Source organism: Balneolaceae bacterium (genome assembly GCA_034521495.1).
Lineage (GTDB): Bacteria > Bacteroidota > Rhodothermia > Balneolales > Balneolaceae > Rhodohalobacter.
The window spans coordinates 1-22,629 of record JAXHMK010000017.1; the positions used below are offsets into that span (position 1 = coordinate 1).

Sequence of the window (22,629 nt, forward strand, 5' to 3'; positions counted from 1 at the left end):
AACGAACAGCAAATTTCGTCAGCACATGCCCTTCCTTCCTCTGCAAAATCCACTCCTCAATATCCGACCTAAGCCAACCCACTGCCTGACTGGAAATCTTCACCTTGGTTGGTAATTGGCCTTCACTATACATTTTATAAATCGTTGAAATGCTTAAGGAAAGCATCTCAGCCAACTCTTTTGGCCGTATAATTTCTCCCTTTGAAGTAGAAGTTTGTGTTTGAGTAGACCGACTCTGTAAGTTTTCGAGATGCATTAAAGTTTTCTTTAAATCATCGAACTCCCTGGCCACAGCTTCTTTAACTGCATTCTGGATGGTTTGGGTGAGGTAGGTTTCAAAGTTCATAATATGGATCTCCATAAAGGTTTAAGTGACGAGAATAACCCTAAAATAAAGCAGGGGAGACCATTCTATTCTAAATTTCAGGCTCTTAGAAGCGAAATTTGCGAGAGGATGACATTAGATGTCAATTTCATTTGTTATATGCATTAATGAAAAACTTTAGCTAAGTTTTTATATTCTTTCCATGTAAAGAGCAATAAAGTTGATCCTATGTACATCGGATTCTATCAATAATGACGAACTAATAACTATCTGAACACGTTTTAAAAACAAAATATTCAAGAACTCTTGGGTAAGTATCCTAATCTATTAGCCGGAAACTTGATTGATAAACATCCCAGAATCGATTCTTGCTACCAGGAGATGGATTACAAATACGGATACTACAGGTGACAGATGGTCTGTCAGTCGTCTTTTTTTTTAATCAGGACGGTATACCAACATTAGTTGAAGTTAAAGAAGTAATGATACCGAATACGAAGAGAAGTAATTGGTCAAATGGTATTCGTTTGTGCTGCTAATGCAATTGTTTATTGGCCAATAGAGAAATTATATCCATTAGAGAAACATGTGAAGAGAAAGGGGCAGAATACCTGAAGAAGTTATTCAGAATTTTACGACGGATGACATTCGTATTTTTGGAATCAGGTTAAAACCAATCTGAAAGCTGGAAAAATCCGTATGATCTTTTACGCAAAATGAAGTGCCAACAGATCAACGGATTGTAGAGTTTCTGAATGAACAGATGGATCCAGCCGTAGTTTTGGCACTTGAAATTCGACAATTAGAAACGCACATGGTATTCAACCCTTATTCCACACTTGTATGGGAATACCTCTGAAGCCGATAAAAGGAAGAAGTTATAGCCAAAGGTGACAATCAACAGAAGAATTTTTCATGAGCTGAATAAAAATGTGCTAAGGAACAAGTTAAAGTAGGAGAGAAAATTTTCGATTGGGCTAAAAGAAAAATATGTGATGATTTCAAACTTGGATTTGGTCGACTTACGAACGATGGGATCCGATGGGCCCAATATTTATCATAATGATGACACTATATCTATCCATTCGCTATCTGGACTACCGGGTATGCTGAGTGCTCTGTTTCAGTGGTATGCACTTAAAATACCATTCGATTCTGATGAAATGAGGCTTATAACGCTTGAAAAGTTCAACGAAATAAAGGCATAATCTTAGAAAGGAAGATATAAGCAAGAGGCCAAGTATTAAATTTGAGCTGCTGAAAGGAAGAGAGCTGAAGTGGCAGAGCTTATGGGAGTGATTGAGTGGTTTATTGAGAAGGTGAAAGAGGAAAAACATTAATAGAGAATAAATAGAATATAGGACTATGAATCCATTCAAATCGAAAAGGATATTCAGTTTTTTAATGCAGATGATTTTTCAATTCTTAAAAAATGGGCTGGAAAAGAGTACGACTCAGAAAATGAAATTCATCAGAAAGCCAAAGAAAATTTAAAAAAAGACCCTTGGAAAAAGACAAAACATCGGTGTGAAGAAGTAGCAAAAAGAACAAACATGGATTACAAGGCTTCTTCCGTTCCTGGCGCGAGCAAGCTGGTCGAGGGAAACTTGAATTCAGGCCTTACGCCTGGGCAAGATTATTTGAAAAGGGGGCAATTACGAATGAAATATATTTCACTGTTGGCATAGTTGTTGGAGAACAAGATTATTTACATTTAAAACTTGATCGCCAGTTTGAATCCCCAAACGAACTCAATAAAAAGCAACTTAAGATTGCAACATCTAAATTAGTAGATGAGAACAATGGCTCTCTTGTATGAGACAAAAATTTTCACGGATGATATAGATTACCTTATAACTGGATAAGCTTATAGACTTCTCTGTTAATTTTATTGAAAGAATTCGTAAGATATATGAGGACTTGCTAAGCACTTTAAATGAGCAAGCAAGTACAAGTTGGAACACGGGTATGCTGGAATACGAACGGATGATTGCACCAGTGAAGAGGAGAGGGTAAGAGCAATTCTCCAGAATCTTTTGAAAACCTGATGGGATTTGGTTTTGAAATGGTTATTCAATGAAAACATGAATCATAATGGTTACCAATACGGTTTCTTGCAGGTATTAATCAGGACAATCCTTCAAAGAACGTCAATTCTAATCCATTGAAAGGACTGGAAACACAAGCATTCCACATTGGGTAGCAAGCTTAAAGAATGTGCAAGCTTTGAAAGAAAGTGAAAAATAGAGGAAATTGTTAATAGACTGGAAGTCAAAAAACTCTTCGATCGACATTAAAGAACTAGATGTTGATGCTGAAATTGAAGAAAAAATACAATCCTATACAGGTGGTCTGTGATATTTTAAATTTAAACTTTCAGAAGTTGTTTTCCCCACCGATGGAAATAAAACAGAAATTGATTTTGATTAAGTAGAGATAAAGCCTATTGTGATTATATAAAGGAAGTTTATGGGATAAGAATTGATTATTTTAGACTTTTAGTGATCAAGAAAGTTCAGGATGAGTATGATTTAGGTGAGGTTTCATTTCGGAGATCAAAAAACCGTAAATCCATAGTAAAGCGCTCTGCCGGGTCCTATGAAATGCATCGTAAACACGATGATATTAGTGAAAAACTCGAAGCTTATCTTAACAACAACTTAAAGGAGAAAATGAATTAATTACCTACTAAAGCAGCCAAAAAATAAGCATCATGGGTGTGGTATATGTAAAGAAAAATAAAGAGGCCTTACTTTATGAAATTAAAACATATCCAAATTTGAGAAATACGATTCGAGAAGGTTTGGGACAACTTTTGGAATATGCATTTTGGGATAATCCTTACGATAACTATAGACTCAGAATTAGTTATTGTTGGTATGAAAAAAGCAGAAGCAATGACGTAACGATTGATTATTTAGACTCTTAAGAGACAGATTTCATCTACCTATCCATTATCAGCACTTTGATTTAAAGAAGGGTAAGCTTGGGACTGAAGTTTAACAAAAACTGTTAATCCTATTTGATGCATTCGTTATTTTAGGGCAATTATGATCTAAACGATAATTGGATCGTAAAATATTTTCTTCTGGGAGTGAATCAATGAGTGTTTGTTTTTTATTAGGAGCTGGTATCTCACAACCAGTATTAGATATTAATCTAGATACAATAAGTCAGAGTATATTTAACGACCATTAAAAAGAACTCTTTTCAAAATGCAATTTATTATAGAACAGAAAGACCAGAAGATGAACAAGCCATTGTCAAAAATTATAAGGGCTTTTTAAATGTAGTGCGAAGTGAATTAGAAGACTACTATAGGAGTATTGGGGAGGAAAGCAATTTAAATTACGAACAACTTTATTTTGTATGTGATCAAATTAAAAATATTAATGAATACGATAAGTCAAATCCTTTGGCATTAAAGCACATCAATGAAATCCAAGAAAAGGCTGGAGAATTATTGAAATAACTAGCAAGAAGAACTGGAATACCAAGATTTTGCAAAACGAGTCTGTGAATATATCGACTCTGTTGTATTTGATCATTTAGTATTTGATGAGGAAGAGTTTCCGTATATAAATCTGTTTGATCAACTCAAAGAGAGGGAGATAAAAGGGCATATTTTTACACTTAACCATGATTTGTTGATAGAAAAATATTTTCAGTCAAAAGAAATTGATTACAATGATTTTTTCAGAGACTCAGAAAAATCATTAAGAAAATTTTCAATTGATGATGTCGGTATATTGGATGGTTTCGATTTTTATTATGGTTCCATGGATAAATAGGTAGAACGCAGGAAGTGAGCAATGAGCTTTGTGATGCTGCTTGCATTGATGATTATAGTGAAAATTTATTCGAGAAGACTTCTCTTTTCTATCCCCTGGTATTGCGTATTTGCGAAAGTTAGCCTGAATGATAGCTGGACATCCAGTAGATCTTTGAGATCATCATGGGTTATATCCATTTCTGATGGGTAAGTTTATTGATGAACTTAATAATTCTGACGTGTTAATAGTCTCAGGTTTTGGATGGAAAGACTATGTTATCAGACAAATTATTGATGGTTGGGACATTTGAAGTCTCATATAGGTTGGTTTTAGCTTATGAAAACGATGTTGATCCACGATTCTTAACATTAGAATGCATAACCGACAAGTTGTTAATACAGGTAAATGGTTAGCCAATTTGAATTCTCTGATATTTCTACCCATTTGAATGATTAGTAGAGGAAGACCGATCTTTTCTAAATTTTAGGCTCTTAGAAGCGAAATTTGAAAGAAGAATAAATAAGGTCAGAATTCAAAAACGTTTTCTCTATCAGCCAACTCCCCCGCATGATCCGGATGGCAAGTCATCACTATCATCGTATTTCTGAAAACTCATTAATCGCCTTCACAACATTTTTTCTTCTTTCCGGGTCGATATCCACCATCGGATCGTCCAGGATAATAAAACCTGAGTACTGTTATCAAGAAATTTCTCCGTAAGAGCAAACCGCCAGGCCAACGCTACAGTGTCTTTGGTACCGTGGGAGAGGAGTTCATAGGTGAGTGATGGAGTATCTTGCGATTTAAAAGCGGTCGGCAGGTCATTATCCATCTCTATTGAAGAGAAACGCTGACCGGCCATCTTTTCGAGCCATTTAATGAAGCTTGTTTCCAGGCCTTTGTAGGTGTCGCTGTCCATGGATTCTATCAATTCAAGCGCCTTGTCGCGAACTTTTGCTAATGTCTCGGCTTGTTTATCAATGCGTTCAGACAATCGCGTAGCATGCATCCTAAGAGTTTCTGCAATTCCTCTGAGGAGGTTTCCGGCGCTTTTCGCTTCTAATTCAGTTCTCTCCTGTTTCTTTTCAAAGATGTGATCTTTCAGGTTCTGAATTGCCTGGTCCAACTGATTGACCTCCTGTATAAACTCGTCGGAAGACTCATATCCTTCGGGCAGGGAGGGGAGATCGTCAAGCTCCTGGTTTAATTCTTTAATGGTTCGTAGATGTTTATCTGCCAGACTGCCAATAAGACTTCATCGGATGAGCCATATTTCTCCTTCCACTCATCCAATTTGGTCTGGGCTTCCCCGGCTTCCTTGCTTAAATCGTTACGCTCTGTTTTGGCTTCAACAAGATCATCTGTGATCTCTTTTTCAGAACGTATGTTTGACAGGTCTCCATATTCAGCAAGTTGTTCCTTGAGTTCGCTTAAATTTTGGCCTTCCAATTCACTTTTTAAGCTTTTTTGAGCCTGTTCCAGAGTATTTTGTTTCTGTCTGTACAGTTCAGCGTACGATTCTGCGTCTTGTATGGAATCCACTCCAAGGTTTTCCAGGTATTCAGAAAGTTCTTTCTCTTTGGTATCCAATTCCCGGATCGTTTCTTCGAGATCTCCTTCACCGGCAAATACCGTTATGTTCAGGTCACCGGTTTTTAACGTAAACCCGCCGGATGCCTTTTTCTCAACAGGCTTTCCGCTTCTGCGGTTTTGATTTTCGTTTTCTTCTTTTTCCCTGCTTCCGTGTCCGAACTCGTTTGATCGGTGTCACTCTCAAGGCGTATCGTCAGTTTGGCCGCTTCAATTTTTGTGCGGTTCCGGGAGATGTGGGATTTCAGTTCTCTAAGGGCTTTTAAATCCTTCTCTTCAACTTTTAGTGCTTCTTTAACATCTTTTTTTGTCTGATCAACGGCATTTGAAAGATCTTCAATTCGTTTGATCTGCTGCTTTAGCTGTTGCGCTTTGTGCTTGTTCTAGAGCCTGTTTTTGTTCTTCCTCCAGCTTCTGGATTTGCTTATTTAAGGAATCGCAGTTCAGGTTGACGGTTCGCAATCTTATCTTCAAAAACCGGCCACTTTTTACTGACCTCCAGGTACCGGGTTTTCCGCTCATTTTTGTCTGCTTGTAACTTCTGCTCTTTTGACTGCCATTTGTTGGATTCCCTCTTTCAAGAGGATTGAGGCGGTCGAATTTCTCCCTGTTTTTCTCCTGTTGGCTGATAAGCTTCGTCAACTCTTCATTCACGAAGATACCAATTCATCTTCGGAACGGCAAGAGCTTCCTCGAGATCGATTTGTAGCTCGCTCTTTTTTATCGAAAGCTTCGACTACTTTTTCCGGTACCGACTTTATATGGATTTTTAATCCCCCGGTTATTCTCAGGGTATTGTTGCTCTCGATCGCAGCGGTTGGAATACTCTTCATACCTGTGATCCAAATTCTCTTTAAACGGTCTACAGACACGCCGCCTGTTTGCATCAATTGATTTTTTCGGAGGATGTTCTGCCAACTCTTTTCGAACCCGGCACAGTCCTGTCTCATCTGATGCATGGTATGAGTGCAAGCCGGACTGGTCGGCCAGCGGAATGGTTTCCGGAGCGTAGACAGGGGAGTAGCGGTAAGATGCTCCTCGATGCTGTTGCTGAACGCTCTCTTCATTTGTGGTTGCGGTATCATCCGCTAAATGAAGGCTGGCCTGTCCTCTGCTGCTTCCTTTTTCCAGGTTTTTTGATCGGAGTATGCTCTTCTCCAGTGCGAATCGGATCAACTGGATACCCACGCGTGCCTACATCGCCACCGGAGGCTGGAAAATAAATCCCCATCGTATCTTCCAGTTTTGCGGTCGTCAGAAGGGTTGTCGTCAGTAGTCCGTGTAAAATAGCCTGAAAAAGAGTAGATACTGCCCGCTTCGTTTCGGTCCCAGAGAATGACATTCAATCCGTCTGGCAGATCAAATCGTTTATCCCGGATTCCGGCAAAGGGATGGAGATAGACCGACGTGAGTTTCATTGCTGAACCTCCTTGATCAGTTCGTAGGCCAGTTGCAGTTCCTCTTCCTCCTCTTTATCTGAAAACGAAGAAAGCAGTTGTTCCGGGAATGAGCCTTCGGTGAACTCTTTTTGGATCTGTTCGGTGGTGACTTTTCGGGCGACCTTCTGAATCAGTGCGCTTGCAATTCCAATACGGAATCCGCGGGATGGTTGACCGGCCGTCCTGCCATGTTTCTTGCGCGCACCTTGTCTTCAAGCTTTCCGCTTACGTCAAGACTTCAACGACACAAGGATCTTCCAGGGAATCAGTCTGTGTATTCTGGCGATGAGTTTTGGAAACATCTTCTGCGGTTGAAAGCCGTTCTGTTTGTTGGACAAAACGGTAAGAACCGGTACGGATGGTGTTTCTGGGTTTGATATTCTTTTGGCCACCAATGGTGTAGAAGAATGCGCGGCCTTCATGTGCACGGGAAAATGCCGGTCCGGTTCGGGAGTGCCAGGATTGAAGATGATATCTCGTTTGTCGGGCTGTCTCCGGCCAGGTGATGATGCGGTATGGCGCGGTGGCCACAGGTCAACGCGCGAATCGTTCCAGTTCAGCGAATCGTCGTGGGGGTAATAGCGTTGGTCAAAGTCCGGCGAGACTCCCTCGATACTTCCGTGTGCAATTCCAATGTGAATGGCATCCGGTTCTTTCTCCACGTCTTTGACCCAACCGGTTGCATGTTCGGCGGAGTGCTTGGCATGGCAGGGAGCCGGATAGACAACAATCTTTGATTCAAAAGCGGACAGCTCAAGCGGTTCTTTTTTATCCAGTACCAGCACATGTTCATCTGACTCTTTTTTGAACCGGTCCCAAAGCTGACTGTCGGGTGTGATATAGTCGTGGTTTCCAGCAGACACCACGACAGCTTCTCCCTCAAACTTGATTGATCGCCTGGACGGCCGTTCGGATATCCCCAACATTTATGGACGTTCTGTCAAACAGATCACCGGCTATGACGAAGATATCGGCTTTTATCTTATTCGCTTGCTTGACTGTTTTTTGAAGCGTCTCATATCTCGCACTGGATAGAGTATCCTGGGCTTCCGGATGATTGCGGAAGGTTCGGCCCAGGTGCAGGTCGGCGATGTGAAAGATGGTTATCATGATTTTTTTAATCTATACTTTTGGTCGGGGTGTCTGGGGCTTTCCGGGTATATATATTCAATAAATCCGTCCTTCATCAACCCTCTTAGTGTTCTTGTAAAGAATCCGCTTCTGCTTTTTAATCCTAATTCATTTGCCAATTCTTCTGCTGAGCTTGGCCCCTGCTCTAAATGCTTTAAAATAGCCTTTTCCGTATCATTAAGGCTTATTTCATGAGCTTGGCCCCCAGCTTCGCCCCTAACTTCGCCCCCAGCTTCGCCCCTCATTTTTACTTCCGGATGAACCGGTAAAACCGCCAGGAAATAGGTGCGATCATCATCGGTTTCGAATGTAGGTTCCGGGGAACCGTTTCGCTTCATGGCATCATAGATCTTGGGGAATCCGGTGGCACGGCCTTCGGTGAGTTGAAGCTCTTTCAAAAAGTCTCCAATCCGCCTGTTGCGATATTCACGGGAGACAATGCGTTTCTTCTTTAGCATCTCATTATTCACCGGAGGCAGCGGACCGGGGAAGCTGAGTACTTCGATCTGGTTTGGCCGAATATTCACCTCAATCGGGTTGCGCAATTCGTAACTTTTATGATAAACTGCATTCGCCAGCACTTCTTCAATGGCCGCATAGGGATAGTTGTAAAACCGGTTGGCTTCGGCACGCCCCTGTACTTTTCTCACCTCTTCGTGGATCACATTGGTGTTGATATACTCAAGTGCATCCAACAGTTGTTTGTGAATGGGCCCCTTGAAAATTTTTTCGGAGAATCGATCACCCACTTCGTCTTTGTAGATCACCACATCAATCTGTGTGACTGGAAAAAACTGTTCGGGGTGCTCGTTAAACAACAGGAGACCGGCATTGATCGGTTTCAACTGCTCGTCCGAACCTTTTACGATCTGCATTTGTCTGCATAACTCCGGGAACGGAATAGAATCTGCTTGCTCAAAAAGCGGACTTCCCACATCTTGCAAAAACTCTTTGATCAAAGACAATTTCAGATCCTGAACCGTAGCCTGATGATTGATCCGGTCATCAAACGGAATTTTTGCGGCCAGCTCAAACAACGTTTTCTTCTCCTGCTGATTGGCCTGTACGGTCGAGTTGTACCGCCTGATCCAATAGCTGTGATCTTTCCGTTTTTTGGAAAGTGAAACCGGAGCCGAATAGGGGCGATTGTCCCCACCGGGGCAATATAAAACAAAAACATTCTTCCCCTGTATTTCAGCGACATCGGATACCCCAAAATAGGCCGGTTGAATGAGATTGCTCAGTTCCACCAATTTCTTTTGAATGGCATCCAACTGCTTTTCCTGAAGTCCAACCGGCGGCAATTGTGGAACCCCGTCTTTTTCCTCCACACCGATGACAATGTAACCCCCACCCAGGTTATGGATGTCATTCGCAAAGGCACACATGGTGTGGATTACATCCTCCGGATTCCATCCTGTTTTATATTCAATGCGCTCGGTTTCCACTACCTGGCCTTTGATGAGTTTTTCTATGTTGATGGGGAGGGGCATTGTTTCAGGTTTCTATATTGTAGAATCCACTAAATTGTTAAAAACTGGTTCTAAGGTTTCTGGAAGGTCACAAAAGCTACGGCCGAGATGTAGATCTGCTATGTGAAATAATTTAATAGACATATTTTAGTTTCTAAGAAGTTACTGCGGTTTTTTCATCATCATTTCATAGTGACTGCCGTGATCCATTTGTAAAAGATATCTTTAAAAACCTTCATGTATTTTTCTATATCACTTGAATCCACAGTAACTGCTAAATCATCATTTATAAAGTGAGAACCATCATTTATCCAACCAATCAGGGATTTACATATCAACTTTTCATCACCTTCAAATTTATCAATGGCTTCCACACCATAATCTAAATTACCAAGGATGTTGAAGTAGTACTCCAAAATTCTACGCATAGTATTAAAATGGTAGCAGTATTAATATGATCAGGGTCATCCAACTCTCTCCACAATAATTCATAGGTAGTTTTTATTGGATTTTCTTTATGTTCTGTTATTCTTGATTGATTGTCATTTTTTTGGACTAACCAATAAGACTCCTCTTTCCATTTATTATACCTACTACCCCTAAATGTTACTTCCTTGAAGAAGTATACATTGTGTGTAAGTATAAAGATTTGTTTTATTCCATTTTTCCCTCTTTAGCATCACGTACAATTGTTTTAATTAAATTGCTTACCACAAAAAGAACGCTGCTGTCTAAACTTGATATTGGATCATCTATTACTACAATTTTGTTTTTTGTAATGCCTGTTTCATCTGTACTACCTTTTAAGAGTTGATAAAAATAAAGGAAAGTTATAAAGGTATATTCACCCTCGCTTAATGTCTGTCCAACTTTTCGACCATCATTTCTTACTAATTCATAAAAACCTTTTTTATTAGCCTTTCTAAGTTGAAAATTCGTAAACCCAAAACTTCTTAGAAGTTTATTAATTTCATTTACACTATGTTGAACACTTGTTATGTTAGACTCTAATTTTTCAATTTTAATTTTTAGATTAGATAATTCACTCTCATGATTCTTTAAGCTACTTTTCAATCCTTTTAAAGCTTTTTCATGATTTGACTTCTCCTGACTGTATGACTTTAGATCAAGCTCAAGTTTATCAATGAGAAATCTCCAAATTTGTGATTTTAGAATCTTTTTTCTCGATCGATGTTGATTACAGTCTCATTATTTTCTCTTATTCTGTTATTAAATTGATCAATGATTTTAGTTATTTCCAACGAAATATCATCAATAGAATCAATCTTAGCGGGGACACTAGGATTCTTAGTTTTATCTGCAATAATTCTAAGATTATTGTGGTTTTTTCTTCGAAAAGACTTTTTTTTCAAGAGTTCAGAAAAATCCAAAAAAGGAACTTCTTGCTTTATTATTTGGTCAATTTCTTCAAGTAATTTATTCCTTTCTAAGTGATACTCATTCCTGATTTTTCTAAAGTATCAATCTTCCTACGATAAGACTCGTCAAAAAAACTTTCAATTTCAGATCTTAGATTATCAGCAACACTCTGCTGACAGAATGGACACACTTCATTAGAATGATCCAAATAGCCTAAACCCTCCTTTACCCAATCACTATTATTTAACTTTCTTATTAATTTCCCAATTTCTAAATCTTCTTTGCCAATAATTTTTTCACGAAGAACTTTGCTTTGTTGTAAATCTATAAGCTTAGAGAAGTCTGAATTTTTGATTTCATTGTACCTTGATAATGATTCTGAAAACACCTGGTCACATTTTTCAATAATTTTTTGTTCTTCTAGTAAATCTGATTCATTTGTAGACTCATTCAAACATTTTTCAAAGAATGATTTTTTGCTGCCTAAATATCCTCGGTAGGCAGGCTTGAAATGCTCCATGTATTTATCCTTAACACTCCATGCCCTCTCAATATAATTCTCTTCTTTCTCTTTGAACTCTATTTCATTTTTTTCAATATGCTCCTTAATACTTTGAATCTTTTCAGTAAGTTCATCAACTTTTCCCCTTGCATCTTCTAACTTTTGTTTTACTTCAGTTGAGTTTTTCCCAAGTGTAAAAATGCCTTTGATAGATTCACTTTGGCTAAAATTTTTTTCAACAAAGTCTTTATTATAAATTATTGTTTCAGTTGGGTTTAATGACCAATTAATACTACATTCTGAATGAGAATCACAATTATAGATTACTTTACCTATTGTAGTTTTTCCTGTACCATTTCCCCCGAATAGATAGTTAATAATGTTCGGCTCAAACGTTTCTAAATCTTTAAAAGTAGCGACGTTAGCTAATTCTATTTTTTTTATCATTTCTCAATTGATGGATTAGTTAACCTTTTAAATAAGAAACTTAATTTACCTCCAAAACCTTCGTAGCCTGCTCTCCAAACTGACTTACTACCCGGACAGCAACCTTACCACCCTTTTGCAATTCGAACGGATGGGATTTTAACCCGTACAGGCGGTCAAAGGCTTCATCGTCAATTTCGATGCGCAGGGTGTGTTCTACTTTCTTTTTGGTGCTGCTTCGTTTTTCAAGTTTATTCAGGTCCTTTTGGATGTCTTTGAATTCGTCTCCGTCCCCTCCGCTGAAGAAGATCTGTCTACTCATCTTTAATCTCTTCATAATACAATGAGTGGTCCGCCTGAGTAGCATAGTGTTTTTTCGGTTCTTCGTATGGATTATTTAAAATTGGATTCTGTTCCTTACTCATCCCTAAAACTGTACCCTGGAATAGTTGTATTGTTGACTTTTAAAAGTACTAACGGGAAGCAATATGCAGGAAATTTAGGGGATAGCGCAATGTTTTTAAAAAACGTGAGCTTGACTTTTTAAAACGAGATGTATGCTAAAAAGTTCATGGTTGGAAAAATCAATGATTTGTGAAAATACGGTGCCAGTAGACTACTTATTGCATTAAATGCAAGAATACAACTGAATGAACTATCAGATGAAATGGTTACAAAAATTGATATCCAGTTTTACCCGGATTTGAAGGATTGTTCAGTTAAAAGCGCTACAGGATTGATTTATTCTAAAGTGATAAATTTCATTTGTTCAGTTGAATGGAATGATTTACATTTGATTTTGTGACTTGCCATCACTTTACCATACCTCTACAAAAGAATTGCTGAAGGAGAGGGGTTAAAAGAGATTTGTTCGGGGAGAGTGCAAGTCTTTGAGATGATTTGAGTTTAAGCAACTGACGTTCTAACCGACATAGTACAACCAATGTATAAGAGTTGGACTAAAATATTCGCTTCGCATTACTCTTTAATGGAGGTCACTTTACGAACCTTATCCACAAGTGTTTATGGACAAGTAGACTCTCAAGAGACAGTACTTTTTAATATAAATGATATTCAAAATGATATAAGGCACGAGCTGAGCTGAATTACTTCACTTCTCAAAATCTAAGTAAAAAATCTAATAATGACCTGCCTTTGGAATACAATTCCAGTGGAAGATGGGGAAAATCCTTATGAAATAATCAACAAGCGTTTTCGCTTCGCCTGATGGGAATTATGGAAATCAGTGCATATGCTCTACTCGAGTACTTTACAGGAAAATAACCCCGTACGCGAGATATAATTGAAGGTACAAATACGTGTTACTGGCGATCAACGTAAGCATCCCCACACTTCCATGTCCACCCTCAAAAGGACGCAGATCGGAGTTATCCGCAGTTTTGGGATCTTAGCGAGCGGTCAAGCTTCTTGGAGTGGTTGAAACGGACGATTTGCTAGAAGGTTCTCAATCATATCTTGATATACCTTTCTGACAATTAATCCACATAGGGCAGTTTTTGGAGTTTTTAAAGCTTCGGCTCGTACTGTAGATTTATTTCTTGAGGATTTATCAGAAGAGACACGAATCAGTTTAGTAACCCAAGAATCGTTCTATAGGCGACCAGATCCTAATATTCCATTATTGCAAATGGAATTACCAGAGACCCCACCATCGAATTTAGGCACTGATAGTATCGAGAAGAAAGAATAGGTGTGTGTGGAGATTACTTCCCTGAAAGCGTTGGCAAGGAACTTGAAGCCTTAGGGACAAACTCTATTGGTTACTTGTATCTTTTAGATTTTTATGAAAGTCCTTGCTCTCACGGTGAAAGAGTAGAACAAGTGGTAAAAAAAATTCTAACTTTTTACGGTGCAGATAAACTAATCCAGAATATCAAGCGGGTAGAGTTGAGTGCTTTATATGCACCAGATCAAACGAAACAAGAAATTGAAAAATTTGCATCTATAAAGCTTGACAAGGTCAAGGAAAAGATCTTACGAGACTACGACTCTCGACTTGGATTTGTTTCAAAATCACGCACGGATGTACCAACTCTTCTATGCCTGGAGGCAGTTCTGTGGAGTAAGGTAAGTGATCCCAAAACTCGAAGATTATATCCTCATCTTTTTTTACTCTTAATTTTGATGCAGGTGGAGTATGGCCTCATAATTATCGATATGGCAGTAAAATTGCACTTATAAGTGCTACAGGGAAATACTCCTATGCGATTGAGCAAGATAGACGTACCCGATTCCCTCAAAGTGAATATCTACGAGTACAAGAATTATTATCAGGGGGTTATGCTTACTGGCGCTCAAGATGAAAAAGGAGCTCCATTTGGTCCCTATTCAGCTACTGGCGAGAATGTAGTTGTAGTTGCAGACGGAGTAACGTGGGACGACTGCACAGGGGAAATGGAAATGCATCTAAGGTGCGAGCCATTCGACTGCAGCGGTAGCGGCATATGCTTAATGCTTACAAAAAGCTTATTGGATAAGCAAAGGGAACACCTCTTGACAATAATTTTGTACGAAGCTATCACTCTGGCGGAAACGCAGTGGCAATACAATTCAGGGCAGATTTGCTTGTGCCAGGTATCGCCCGAATTGAAATACTTCTAGCCGATAGCCCTGTACTAATTCATCATGACGATAGTGTAAGTTATCCCAAAGTTCTCGACATAGAAATATGTTATTCTTCAATGTGCGGTGGGTTAATCGGTTTCGCTTCTGTAGATCAGGAATCTGCAACTGCTTTAGAGCTAATGGACGCAAATGGGGAGGGGTAGGAGTGGATACATTCCGATTGGTAATGGAAGTTGATGGAGTGCGTAAAAATTTTGATAACCCTACTGAATTCTTCACAACATATAAACAACTAGTAATGCCATGAAAAAAATTAACTGCCTGACGATAACTCTCTTTATAGTCATCCTTTTTACTGCCTGTTCCGGACCGAAATATACAGTGATAATGCAGGATGCAGTGAAACGAGCACTAGGACCACGACTATTTCTGAAGATAAGGGATACCAGTATTTTAGTTATCCAACTAACAATTTTGGAGTTTTGACATCCTATCGGGATCGGAATCAAGATGGAAAATTTTCTGTAGATGAAATAATATGTGCTACCTGGAGCTGTTTGGGATACATTGCTTGGAGATGACAATGACACCAATGATATACCCACTGATCCTGAAAAAATGGATGAGTTTAGTAGGGTTCGCGGATTTCGGAGGTGACGGTGGTAGCGGGAACCCTCTCAGAGAGACAACAAAAAGATCCTAGGGCATCAATTTTATTATTCCAAAAGCATTCGAGGTAATTAATGTCGATGGTGGCTTCGAAGAAAAAAGTGTAAGCAGTGTAACGCTGTCAATTGGCCGAGCTTACCCCAGAACCAGAAACGCTGAGACAGACAGTAGCTCTATTGGATGAGTAATGATGGGAGCAATGTGATGAGAGACGCATGGGCAGAAGGCTCTTAGAATCTTGTATGTACTAGCAGAGATCGTGGTAGAAAATTTCAGTGTTGAAATTGAGGTTGATAGCCGAAACAGCAACCAAGTTAGATTAACAAAATTGGACGGCTCAGAAAATCAAAGGCTTTTGGAGATGTAAAGCTCGGTGCAAATTTATCTCGCTCAGCTAACGGAAAGTATACATTTGAATGTAACCAATCCTGTGGTCGTAGCCCGCCTGGCAGTTAAACAAGCTAGTGCCGGAGGGTTAGGAGGTGATCGAATCGAATCTACAAATAGTAAAAGGTGACCTCCCGCAAAGAAGTTGGAAGATATGGTCGAATAAGTCATAGACTAAATTCACAAAAATTAATTGTGCAAGCGGAAAGGGAGCGGCACGTACACTCTCAGTCTGCCGTTTGAATTTTATAAAATTGAAAACTTACACTCTATATCTAAGAAGCCATACGTCTAGAAAGATGTTGCCAGCTTAATACCGTTTCACTTGCCCTTGTATAAGCAGTATAAAAGCCATCTTGCTTTGTCTCTTCTGATCACAGATCGAGATATGGATGAACAAATACTTTGTTCACTCGCCCACCTTGTGCTTTATGGCAGGTTAAGAGCGTTTAACCATATCGCAGTCGTAGAGCATTTAAATATTTGTCATCTTGAATATTCTTTGAACTTCTTGAAATACAGGGTTTGATTGCATTACTGCTGCATACAATTTGGATTCTTGTTCTGGATGCAATTCTCCTTTTTTAGTTAGTAAAACTTCCCAACAAAAAAGTTTTGTCACTTCTTTTTTATTGACTCCAGAACCGAACTCAATAGTACATTCTGAAAAGTGCAGTCCTCCAAATTTCTTGACCATTTCAAATCAACATTTTTCACTATACCGGAATCGCCATTAAAAATAATTCCTTCATTTGTCCAGTTATTTTTATGCAGAGACACCACATCTCCTTCTTCAGATATTCTTACTATAAGGAAATCGTTCTTTTCGGATTTCCTGGTTCCACCAGTTTACATCTTTATTAGTATGACAGATGATCACAACTTTATCAAGATTGTTTGGTGTGAAACTCTGTAGACACATCCCTCACATGCCACCAATTTCTATTTGAATCTGGATAAATAGTGTACATCGTATTCCCATGTCTAATTTTATCTCTTATATCGGTTGCAAGTTTTAAAAACATCGCTCTTTTCATCTTGCCGCATTACCTTTGTGAGAGCACTCTCCCCAACTTTAGTTTTAAATTTATTTTGTAAATAGGAAGGGGCCAGAGCGTATGAGATGGATTTCTCAAAGTTTGGTACAACAGGTGGTAGTTGATAGTGGTCACCTACAAAAATGATTTTATTTCTCTCATCACCCATAGTAATATATCGAATCAAGTCTGTTAATAGAGGTGCTTCCGAAACAAATCGCCCACCGGTATCTTTATAATCTGAAATCATTGAAGATTCATCAACAACTATATGCAATGCCCATCTTCATTTTGACTTCTTGAGATTAAACTGAACACGACCGTCATCCAATTGTTCAGGTATATATATCATTGAATGGATAGTTTGAACACTACTTCGAGTTGGTTTTATCGTATAAACCTTAGCCGCTTTACCCGTTGGAGCCGCAAGTCTGCTTTTTATATTTTTCTTTCGATGATATCTGAAATCGCCTTCATTATGGATGTCTTCCCTGTACCGGCCGCTCCCTTAACCACCATAATTTTCCGATCATCTTCAGGATTAATGAATCTAACCAAGTCTTCAAGCACTGAGCTTTGCTCAGAATTGGGTTTAAAGTTCAGATATGTCTCCAAACTTCATCAAATCAACTCCTATTCAAGTGTTGACTTAATCGATAGAAAGGATTAGTGCAGTGTTTGTGCACTATTAGAATTCAATTTTATTGATTATGAGCAATTAAAAATCAGCTTAAACAAATTTTCAAATATTCCATGAATTCTATAATCTCAGATGGCTTTATATAGTTTTTGATGATTACATTATCTCCATGTGCAATTTTATTCTCGAAGATCATTGTGATATCCAAAATCTTCTAAAATAGAATTGTCGCAATTATGTCTAAATGCCAATACAAAACTGATTTTCGCTAAACTATTTGGTTTATATCGATTGTAATTATCACGTATTTCAAAGTAAGGGTAATGTTCATTATCTCCTTCGATATGTTCTAACTTCCAAAGTTTTTCTCCTCTATCATTTCCACTAGTACCTGATACAACGCACACATAGCTACCATCTTTCTTATACACATAATCATTACGGTCAATCGATTTGTATACATCTTCTACATTAGAGGAATAATCTTCCAATATTTGGAAATACATCAAATAAGCAAAATTAAGATTTACTTGTTCACTTTTTGACTTACTTAATAATGAGAATGCAATTTTTAAATGGTTAATAGCCCTGGAATAAAAGTTTTCTAATCCACTTTTATTTGTTTCTTTTTTTAGGTGAATACATTTTTTATTAAATCTACGTGTATTTCAAATATTTCTCTCAAATACGAAGCATTGATGCATTCGAGAATTGTATCCTTAAAATTTTTTAGATTTTCTTTTGATTCTTTTCTATTAAAGCCATCTAAAGGTGATTCTTTAATGTCAGTAGCCATCGACACCAATATCATAGCCATCTTCGTACATTTCAAGTAATGCTTTCATATTCCAAGCTTTGTTTGAAGCTGTGAAAACAACAACTTGGTTTCCTTTATTTTTAGTCTTTATTTTCTTAGCAATTTTTGACCCAGACAGTTTAGTTGTATTTAAGTTTTCTTCAAGATCACCCTTTAATCTTAAATCGACTAAAAACAGATCAAAATCCCCTGATTCAATCATTTTTTTGCTTGAATCAGTCAATTCTGAATAATCATAAACAGATTCATCTATTATTTGAAATTGCCCATCAATATTCTCCTCAAATATCAGTAGATAGTACTTCGCTCCAACCTTTATTAGCTTCATCATCAATCAAAAGAATACGTTTATCACCTAAATTGATTCTAATCTCTTCGTTTAGAAGGAATCATCTTTATTGACTTCTATTAACGTATTTTTTTCGAAACAGATCGTAATTTCGTGCACGTAAAAAATTAAAGTAGAGTGAATCAAGAGATTCTAGAGTAGCATTTGGTAAATTAGAATAATTAATATTCGCTGCTTCAGCCATTCTATAAGCACCCCATTTATTAGCGATGGAATGATTTCCAATGTAGTCACTTCTATCAATATAAATTGAGTCTAAAAAGTCATTGTAAGTCTTGGCTTTAAATTCTAATCCGTCAAGTTTTTCATAGTTTTTTTGCAATTCTTCAAAATCAGAAAAAAAATATACTCCTTCAGTCAACAAAAAATTAGTGTGAGGACCTATGGATTTTGCTATATCATTCAAATTACTTTCGTCATCTGTTAAAAAAACTATAGGTACAAGTGATCGATCATTTAAATTGTGTGGAGATAGCCTAACATGTAAACTTAGTTCAATTCTTTTAATCCTTTCAGCAGACGAAGTTGGGAATGGAACTATTAGACCACCTAAATCTGCATACTTACCCAACTCATGTTCTATCCATTCTGATGGTGAAATCCCAAGTTCATCAGGAAAACCAACTGAAATAAAATTTTCAATATTTGCATTTGAATCTAAAATCAGCCACTCTTTATTAGTTTCCATCCTTCTCTTTTAAAAGTTCCGTAATTCTTTTTTGAATTGTTTAACTCTAATTGGTTTATTATCCCAGTTTTTAACTACTTCAGAATAATCTATTTGAGTTTGAGCGTTTCGGATAAACTCTCGAAATTGTTCCTTTGGTAAGTAACTAAGTTTTACCAATTCATCATCTTTTCGATATATCAATTTAGCTAATATTTGATCTGCTAATTTTTTTAGTCTCTCTTTGTCAGCTTTTTGGCCAAAAGCAAATATGGATAAATCCACATTTCTCGTTTTTTGAAAGTTATTAAGAAAGGGAATAAGTCTTTTATAGAATGTAGATTTCTTTAATATTCTTCTATAATCGCGGGATTATTTTTATCGAAAACGATATCATTATTTGCACCACCTGAAAAAATTACTAAAGGAATTTTTTCACCAATTGAGAAATATCCTCAATTATTTTATCAGCGTTAGTGGTTGAACCACTGATATAGTTGCCATCTTCATCAACATCTTCAATGGATTTATGTAATAGGATACATTCAGCATCATTTAAAAAATTTAAATGCTCAATAAATGCTATATCCTTAGTTTTTGGGATTTTTGGAATAATTTTAAGGGAATATTTTTCAGTCTTTATATTCGATAAAAATCTCTCTCTTTGAGAATATTGATTATCATCAATTAAATAAATCATGGTCTATAAAAAAATGTAATAGTATGCTTAAATCCATTTACACCTTTGTCAGTTTTTAAATATTCAATATTAGGTTCATTATCATCTAATAACATATTTACTTTTACTGGGACTAGTTTATCGTCATTATTAAATGCTTTTGTTTCAATTGACCAATTAGCTTGCCTGAACAAATTTTTCCTTATTTCTCCCATTTCTCCTTTTTCAATAGATTTGATCCAATTATCCTTTATGTCAGAAATATCTATTTCTGGATACGATCCTAATTGCTCTATAAATATGTTGTTCACACGATAATTTTCAGCTGCTTCTTTATTTGTTTTAATATTGATTTTTTTGTGACTGGAGTGATTAAGCATTTCTTTAAGAATTAAATCAAATGCTCCAACTACTGAAGGGACATGACAATAAAAATCTAACCTTTTCAGACTTGAATTAGTCGTTATTTCCCAATCACTATCTTTAAAATTATCTTTGATTAATTCATCAAATATCTGCGCTAAATCATTTTTCTTTTTATCTATTCTAATTAGTTTTCTAAATGCGTTTATATACTTTTCTTTAAAATCATCATTCCCATATGGACTGCGTTTAGTCATTGAAGACCATTGTTTTATTTCTGGACTTGACCAACCCATCGTTAGTACTTCTTCATCTGCATCCCTCCAATGTATCAGATTCCCTTTATTATTTTTTTACCAAGATTTTTTTCAAATGCAAACCGTTGCATTACTATCCAAATAGTTTTTGGGAATTTTAAGTTTTTTCGTTTTTGAATTAAATAATTTCTCAGTCTTGTTTAAAAAATTTTCAATATCAAATATCTCAACTTTATCAAAATCATGTGTTAAATATTTGAAACCATCACGAGCATTAAACAACTGCATAAAATCTGCAAACTCCTTTGGCTTATGAGTTTTGAGATTAATTTTATTTTTTTCTTTTTCAGTTTTAGCCGAAGAAGTTGATATTTCATTTGAAATATTTTTGTTGTTATCTATCCGTTTTTCAAATTCTTGAATCTTCCGTTTTATAATCTCTACGTCCTCTTTAACCGAATTTTGGTCATTTTCTAGATTCTTTACTTCTTCGGATACTAAATCGAGAATCTTCTCCTTATGCTTCAAATCTAATATTTTGCTTTTTAATAACTCTTGAATAAAAGCAATTTTTGATGGAACTGATTTTTTTGTTAGGATCTTATCAGTGTTTGTTGATATTCTAATAGATTCAGAAGTTGATTCATCGTTAAAACTTCTTAAAATTTTAATCGGATCTGTATTAGTCATGATAATTTTTTTAACTAATTCTAGCTTTTATAAAAATAATTCATGGCTTCCCAAATACCATTCGTTCTCCATATACTTATTAACTTATCTGGATCAAAATCTCTAGACTCTCCAATTAAAACATCAAACCTATGCTTTAATTTTTTATAAGTAGTATCCGAGTGGCCTTTCACCATTTTCAAATATTGTAATTTGCCATGTATTAAGTTTTCTATTTTTGGCGTTCCATTTTTAATATGGCCTTTATCTTTTACATAAGCATTTGAAATCAACTCTTCGGCTTTCTCATAGCCATATCTCTCCCAAAAATAGATCCAATGTCTTAGCTGCTTTACATATCGTCTTCGGACATTAACTTTTTCATTAACAATTAAACCTGTCACTTCCTGGCTTTGGGAGCTTGTATTTAACCGTGTCTTTTTTGCTTTAGGTGAAAATTTTGAGAATTAATAATCTGTGCTAACTCAGTTCTAAAACTCCCTTTTTTCTGATATATGTTATGATTTGAAGAGAATGTAATATCATCTGCATATCGTGTGTAGGTACATCCATAAATACTGCTAAGTTTTTTGAGTTCTTATCAAGTCTGGCAAACAATAATGTAATAATTACCGGTGAAGATGGAGCCCTTGCGGGAGTACGTCTTTGTTAACCTTTATCCACTGCCCATTTTGTTTTCGTTCCACTTCTAAATTTGTAAAACAGATACCTGCAATACGATTTGCCAATTCGATTCTGTCTGTTTCTTTTATTCAAATTAAATGGAGAATATTGTATTCGTTTCCAGAAGCGAGGTTTATCTATTGAAGGAAAGAAATCCTTTAAATCGATATTGAAAACAAATTCTTTGTCAACATGAGCTCTGGCGTTATCAACTATCGATTTATTATCAACAAATCCGGTAGCAGCTGGATGTGGTTCAAAAAGAGATTGAAGAAGTATTGCAATCGATCTTTGAATACTTTTCAAACCTCCTTTAGGAGCATGTATTGTCCGAAAGCCTCCTGATTTCTTAGGTATTTTAAACTCTTTAGATGAATCGGTAACCTTTCTGGGACTTGAGTAGTATGTAAGTGATTTGATTTGTATAGGGCGAGCCTTATTTCCGTACAGGAAACTATTTATCAAATTTAATAGAGAGAGTAAATCTTCTAAAGAGTGCATTTCATTGAATTGCTCTTTAATGATGTTAATATGTGATTCTGTTATATCCATTAGACTCTTTAAAACCCTTTGAAAATACCTGCTGATACTCAATTATATATGTCCAATCATTCGAGAGAATAATCAGTCATAATAGCAGCCATAGATAATCACTTCCATGTTACTGCTTGTGCAGTTGTACATGATCAGCAACCTTGATTTATGCTGCAAATCAAGTGCTTACATTCAACCCAAAGGATGTTGCAACATCTTACTTTGGGCAGACACGCCGAATACAGCGTGTAGG

General features: G+C 36.9%; 26 protein-coding genes and 1 pseudogene. 3 read left to right on the forward strand and 24 right to left on the reverse strand.

The annotated features are described in order from the left end of the window. A partial coding sequence (locus U5K72_15925) for an AlpA family phage regulatory protein (GenBank protein ID MDZ7720305.1) occupies positions 1 to 346 on the reverse strand: 346 nt, incomplete at its 3' end. Positions 347 to 1,046: 700 nt separating this feature from the next. On the opposite strand from U5K72_15925, the gene U5K72_15930 reads away from it, so the two are divergent. Both U5K72_15930 and U5K72_15935 read left to right on the forward strand, forming a co-directional pair. Continuing rightward, complete coding sequence (locus U5K72_15930) at positions 1,047 to 1,184, forward strand: hypothetical protein (GenBank protein ID MDZ7720306.1); 138 nt, start codon at positions 1,047 to 1,049, stop codon at positions 1,182 to 1,184. A gap of 136 nt (positions 1,185 to 1,320) precedes the next feature. Further along, on the forward strand, positions 1,321 to 1,533 hold the full coding sequence (locus U5K72_15935) for a hypothetical protein (protein ID MDZ7720307.1): 213 nt from the start codon (positions 1,321 to 1,323) through the stop codon (positions 1,531 to 1,533). 3,190 nt (positions 1,534 to 4,723) lie between these two features. On the opposite strand, the gene U5K72_15940 is transcribed toward U5K72_15935, so the two are convergent. The 12 genes and pseudogenes from U5K72_15940 to U5K72_15995 all read right to left on the reverse strand — a co-directional run bounded on the left by U5K72_15940 (position 4,724) and on the right by U5K72_15995 (position 12,360). Further along, entirely contained in the window at positions 4,724 to 5,224 is a 501-nt protein-coding gene (locus tag U5K72_15940) for a hypothetical protein (protein MDZ7720308.1), read from the reverse strand. 77 nt (positions 5,225 to 5,301) lie between these two features. Then, the gene (locus tag U5K72_15945) at positions 5,302 to 5,688 is read right to left on the reverse strand and encodes a hypothetical protein (protein MDZ7720309.1); all 387 of its coding nucleotides are present in this window, start codon (positions 5,686 to 5,688) and stop codon (positions 5,302 to 5,304) included. Positions 5,689 to 6,024: 336 nt separating this feature from the next. Beyond that, positions 6,025 to 6,342: a hypothetical protein gene (locus U5K72_15950; GenBank protein ID MDZ7720310.1), complete on the reverse strand. Its 318-nt coding sequence runs from the start codon at positions 6,340 to 6,342 to the stop codon at positions 6,025 to 6,027. Between the two features lie 66 nt (positions 6,343 to 6,408). Further along, a complete protein-coding gene (locus U5K72_15955; protein ID MDZ7720311.1) occupies positions 6,409 to 6,864 on the reverse strand; it encodes a hypothetical protein in 456 nt (151 codons plus the stop codon). Then, positions 6,861 to 7,106 (reverse strand): hypothetical protein, encoded by a 246-nt coding sequence (locus U5K72_15960; GenBank protein MDZ7720312.1) that lies wholly within the window; start codon positions 7,104 to 7,106, stop codon positions 6,861 to 6,863. Before U5K72_15960 ends, U5K72_15955 begins: the two co-directional genes overlap by 4 nt. A gap of 251 nt (positions 7,107 to 7,357) precedes the next feature. After that, positions 7,358 to 7,990: a hypothetical protein gene (locus U5K72_15965; GenBank protein MDZ7720313.1), complete on the reverse strand. Its 633-nt coding sequence runs from the start codon at positions 7,988 to 7,990 to the stop codon at positions 7,358 to 7,360. A 16-nt stretch (positions 7,991 to 8,006) separates the two neighbouring features. Beyond that, the gene (locus U5K72_15970) at positions 8,007 to 8,237 is read right to left on the reverse strand and encodes a metallophosphoesterase (protein MDZ7720314.1); all 231 of its coding nucleotides are present in this window, start codon (positions 8,235 to 8,237) and stop codon (positions 8,007 to 8,009) included. Then, on the reverse strand, positions 8,234 to 9,751 hold the full coding sequence (locus U5K72_15975; GenBank protein MDZ7720315.1) for a putative DNA binding domain-containing protein: 1,518 nt from the start codon (positions 9,749 to 9,751) through the stop codon (positions 8,234 to 8,236). Before U5K72_15975 ends, U5K72_15970 begins: the two co-directional genes overlap by 4 nt. 161 nt (positions 9,752 to 9,912) lie before the next feature. Further along, positions 9,913 to 10,158, reverse strand: coding sequence for an AAA family ATPase (locus tag U5K72_15980; protein MDZ7720316.1), 246 nt, complete (start codon positions 10,156 to 10,158; stop codon positions 9,913 to 9,915). Between the two features lie 226 nt (positions 10,159 to 10,384). After that, positions 10,385 to 10,915: pseudogene (locus U5K72_15985) on the reverse strand (AAA family ATPase). Between the two features lie 262 nt (positions 10,916 to 11,177). Continuing rightward, positions 11,178 to 12,059, reverse strand: coding sequence for an AAA family ATPase (locus U5K72_15990; protein ID MDZ7720317.1), 882 nt, complete (start codon positions 12,057 to 12,059; stop codon positions 11,178 to 11,180). A gap of 40 nt (positions 12,060 to 12,099) precedes the next feature. Continuing rightward, positions 12,100 to 12,360: a hypothetical protein gene (locus U5K72_15995; protein ID MDZ7720318.1), complete on the reverse strand. Its 261-nt coding sequence runs from the start codon at positions 12,358 to 12,360 to the stop codon at positions 12,100 to 12,102. 1,391 nt (positions 12,361 to 13,751) lie between these two features. Here U5K72_15995 and U5K72_16000 point away from each other — a divergent pair. Next, positions 13,752 to 14,240, forward strand: coding sequence for a hypothetical protein (locus U5K72_16000; GenBank protein ID MDZ7720319.1), 489 nt, complete (start codon positions 13,752 to 13,754; stop codon positions 14,238 to 14,240). Positions 14,241 to 16,155: 1,915 nt separating this feature from the next. Here the strand turns inward: U5K72_16000 and U5K72_16005 are convergent. The 11 genes from U5K72_16005 to U5K72_16055 form a co-directional block, all read right to left on the reverse strand. Next, positions 16,156 to 16,377, reverse strand: a complete 222-nt coding sequence (locus U5K72_16005; GenBank protein ID MDZ7720320.1) for a hypothetical protein — start codon at positions 16,375 to 16,377, stop codon at positions 16,156 to 16,158. Between the two features lie 293 nt (positions 16,378 to 16,670). Beyond that, positions 16,671 to 16,967: a hypothetical protein gene (locus U5K72_16010; protein ID MDZ7720321.1), complete on the reverse strand. Its 297-nt coding sequence runs from the start codon at positions 16,965 to 16,967 to the stop codon at positions 16,671 to 16,673. A 569-nt stretch (positions 16,968 to 17,536) separates the two neighbouring features. Beyond that, positions 17,537 to 17,863 (reverse strand): hypothetical protein, encoded by a 327-nt coding sequence (locus tag U5K72_16015; protein MDZ7720322.1) that lies wholly within the window; start codon positions 17,861 to 17,863, stop codon positions 17,537 to 17,539. Positions 17,864 to 18,142: 279 nt separating this feature from the next. Further along, positions 18,143 to 18,505, reverse strand: coding sequence for a hypothetical protein (locus tag U5K72_16020; protein MDZ7720323.1), 363 nt, complete (start codon positions 18,503 to 18,505; stop codon positions 18,143 to 18,145). Between the two features lie 64 nt (positions 18,506 to 18,569). After that, entirely contained in the window at positions 18,570 to 19,211 is a 642-nt protein-coding gene (locus tag U5K72_16025) for a hypothetical protein (protein ID MDZ7720324.1), read from the reverse strand. A 9-nt stretch (positions 19,212 to 19,220) separates the two neighbouring features. After that, positions 19,221 to 19,475 (reverse strand): hypothetical protein, encoded by a 255-nt coding sequence (locus U5K72_16030; GenBank protein MDZ7720325.1) that lies wholly within the window; start codon positions 19,473 to 19,475, stop codon positions 19,221 to 19,223. 136 nt (positions 19,476 to 19,611) lie between these two features. Further along, entirely contained in the window at positions 19,612 to 19,890 is a 279-nt protein-coding gene (locus tag U5K72_16035) for a hypothetical protein (GenBank protein MDZ7720326.1), read from the reverse strand. After that, positions 19,887 to 20,528: a hypothetical protein gene (locus tag U5K72_16040; protein ID MDZ7720327.1), complete on the reverse strand. Its 642-nt coding sequence runs from the start codon at positions 20,526 to 20,528 to the stop codon at positions 19,887 to 19,889. Before U5K72_16040 ends, U5K72_16035 begins: the two co-directional genes overlap by 4 nt. Positions 20,529 to 20,600: 72 nt before the next feature. Further along, positions 20,601 to 21,179 (reverse strand): hypothetical protein, encoded by a 579-nt coding sequence (locus tag U5K72_16045; GenBank protein MDZ7720328.1) that lies wholly within the window; start codon positions 21,177 to 21,179, stop codon positions 20,601 to 20,603. A 20-nt stretch (positions 21,180 to 21,199) separates the two neighbouring features. After that, entirely contained in the window at positions 21,200 to 21,562 is a 363-nt protein-coding gene (locus tag U5K72_16050) for a hypothetical protein (protein MDZ7720329.1), read from the reverse strand. A gap of 265 nt (positions 21,563 to 21,827) precedes the next feature. Beyond that, the gene (locus tag U5K72_16055; GenBank protein MDZ7720330.1) at positions 21,828 to 22,394 is read right to left on the reverse strand and encodes a reverse transcriptase domain-containing protein; all 567 of its coding nucleotides are present in this window, start codon (positions 22,392 to 22,394) and stop codon (positions 21,828 to 21,830) included. Positions 22,395 to 22,629 lie beyond the last annotated feature (235 nt).

Bases quoted from the DNA above. Each gene is read 5' to 3' on its own strand.
- U5K72_15935 (MDZ7720307.1), top strand. From the start codon at position 1,321: ATGATTTCAAACTTGGATTTGGTCGACTTACGAACGATGGGATCCGAT.
- U5K72_15960 (MDZ7720312.1), bottom strand. From the start codon at position 7,106: ATGAAACTCACGTCGGTCTATCTCCATCCCTTTGCCGGAATCCGGGAT.
- U5K72_15970 (MDZ7720314.1), bottom strand. From the start codon at position 8,237: ATGATAACCATCTTTCACATCGCCGACCTGCACCTGGGCCGAACCTTC.
- U5K72_15975 (MDZ7720315.1), bottom strand. From the start codon at position 9,751: ATGCCCCTCCCCATCAACATAGAAAAACTCATCAAAGGCCAGGTAGTG.
- U5K72_15980 (MDZ7720316.1), bottom strand. From the start codon at position 10,158: ATGCGTAGAATTTTGGAGTACTACTTCAACATCCTTGGTAATTTAGAT.
- U5K72_15990 (MDZ7720317.1), bottom strand. From the start codon at position 12,059: ATGATAAAAAAAATAGAATTAGCTAACGTCGCTACTTTTAAAGATTTA.
- U5K72_15995 (MDZ7720318.1), bottom strand. From the start codon at position 12,360: ATGAGTAGACAGATCTTCTTCAGCGGAGGGGACGGAGACGAATTCAAA.
- U5K72_16005 (MDZ7720320.1), bottom strand. From the start codon at position 16,377: ATGGTCAAGAAATTTGGAGGACTGCACTTTTCAGAATGTACTATTGAG.
- U5K72_16010 (MDZ7720321.1), bottom strand. From the start codon at position 16,967: ATGATTTCAGATTATAAAGATACCGGTGGGCGATTTGTTTCGGAAGCA.
- U5K72_16015 (MDZ7720322.1), bottom strand. From the start codon at position 17,863: ATGTATTTCCAAATATTGGAAGATTATTCCTCTAATGTAGAAGATGTA.
- U5K72_16020 (MDZ7720323.1), bottom strand. From the start codon at position 18,505: ATGATGAAGCTAATAAAGGTTGGAGCGAAGTACTATCTACTGATATTT.
- U5K72_16025 (MDZ7720324.1), bottom strand. From the start codon at position 19,211: ATGGAAACTAATAAAGAGTGGCTGATTTTAGATTCAAATGCAAATATT.
- U5K72_16035 (MDZ7720326.1), bottom strand. From the start codon at position 19,890: ATGATTTATTTAATTGATGATAATCAATATTCTCAAAGAGAGAGATTT.
- U5K72_16040 (MDZ7720327.1), bottom strand. From the start codon at position 20,528: ATGGGTTGGTCAAGTCCAGAAATAAAACAATGGTCTTCAATGACTAAA.
- U5K72_16045 (MDZ7720328.1), bottom strand. From the start codon at position 21,179: ATGACTAATACAGATCCGATTAAAATTTTAAGAAGTTTTAACGATGAA.
- U5K72_16055 (MDZ7720330.1), bottom strand. From the start codon at position 22,394: ATGGATATAACAGAATCACATATTAACATCATTAAAGAGCAATTCAAT.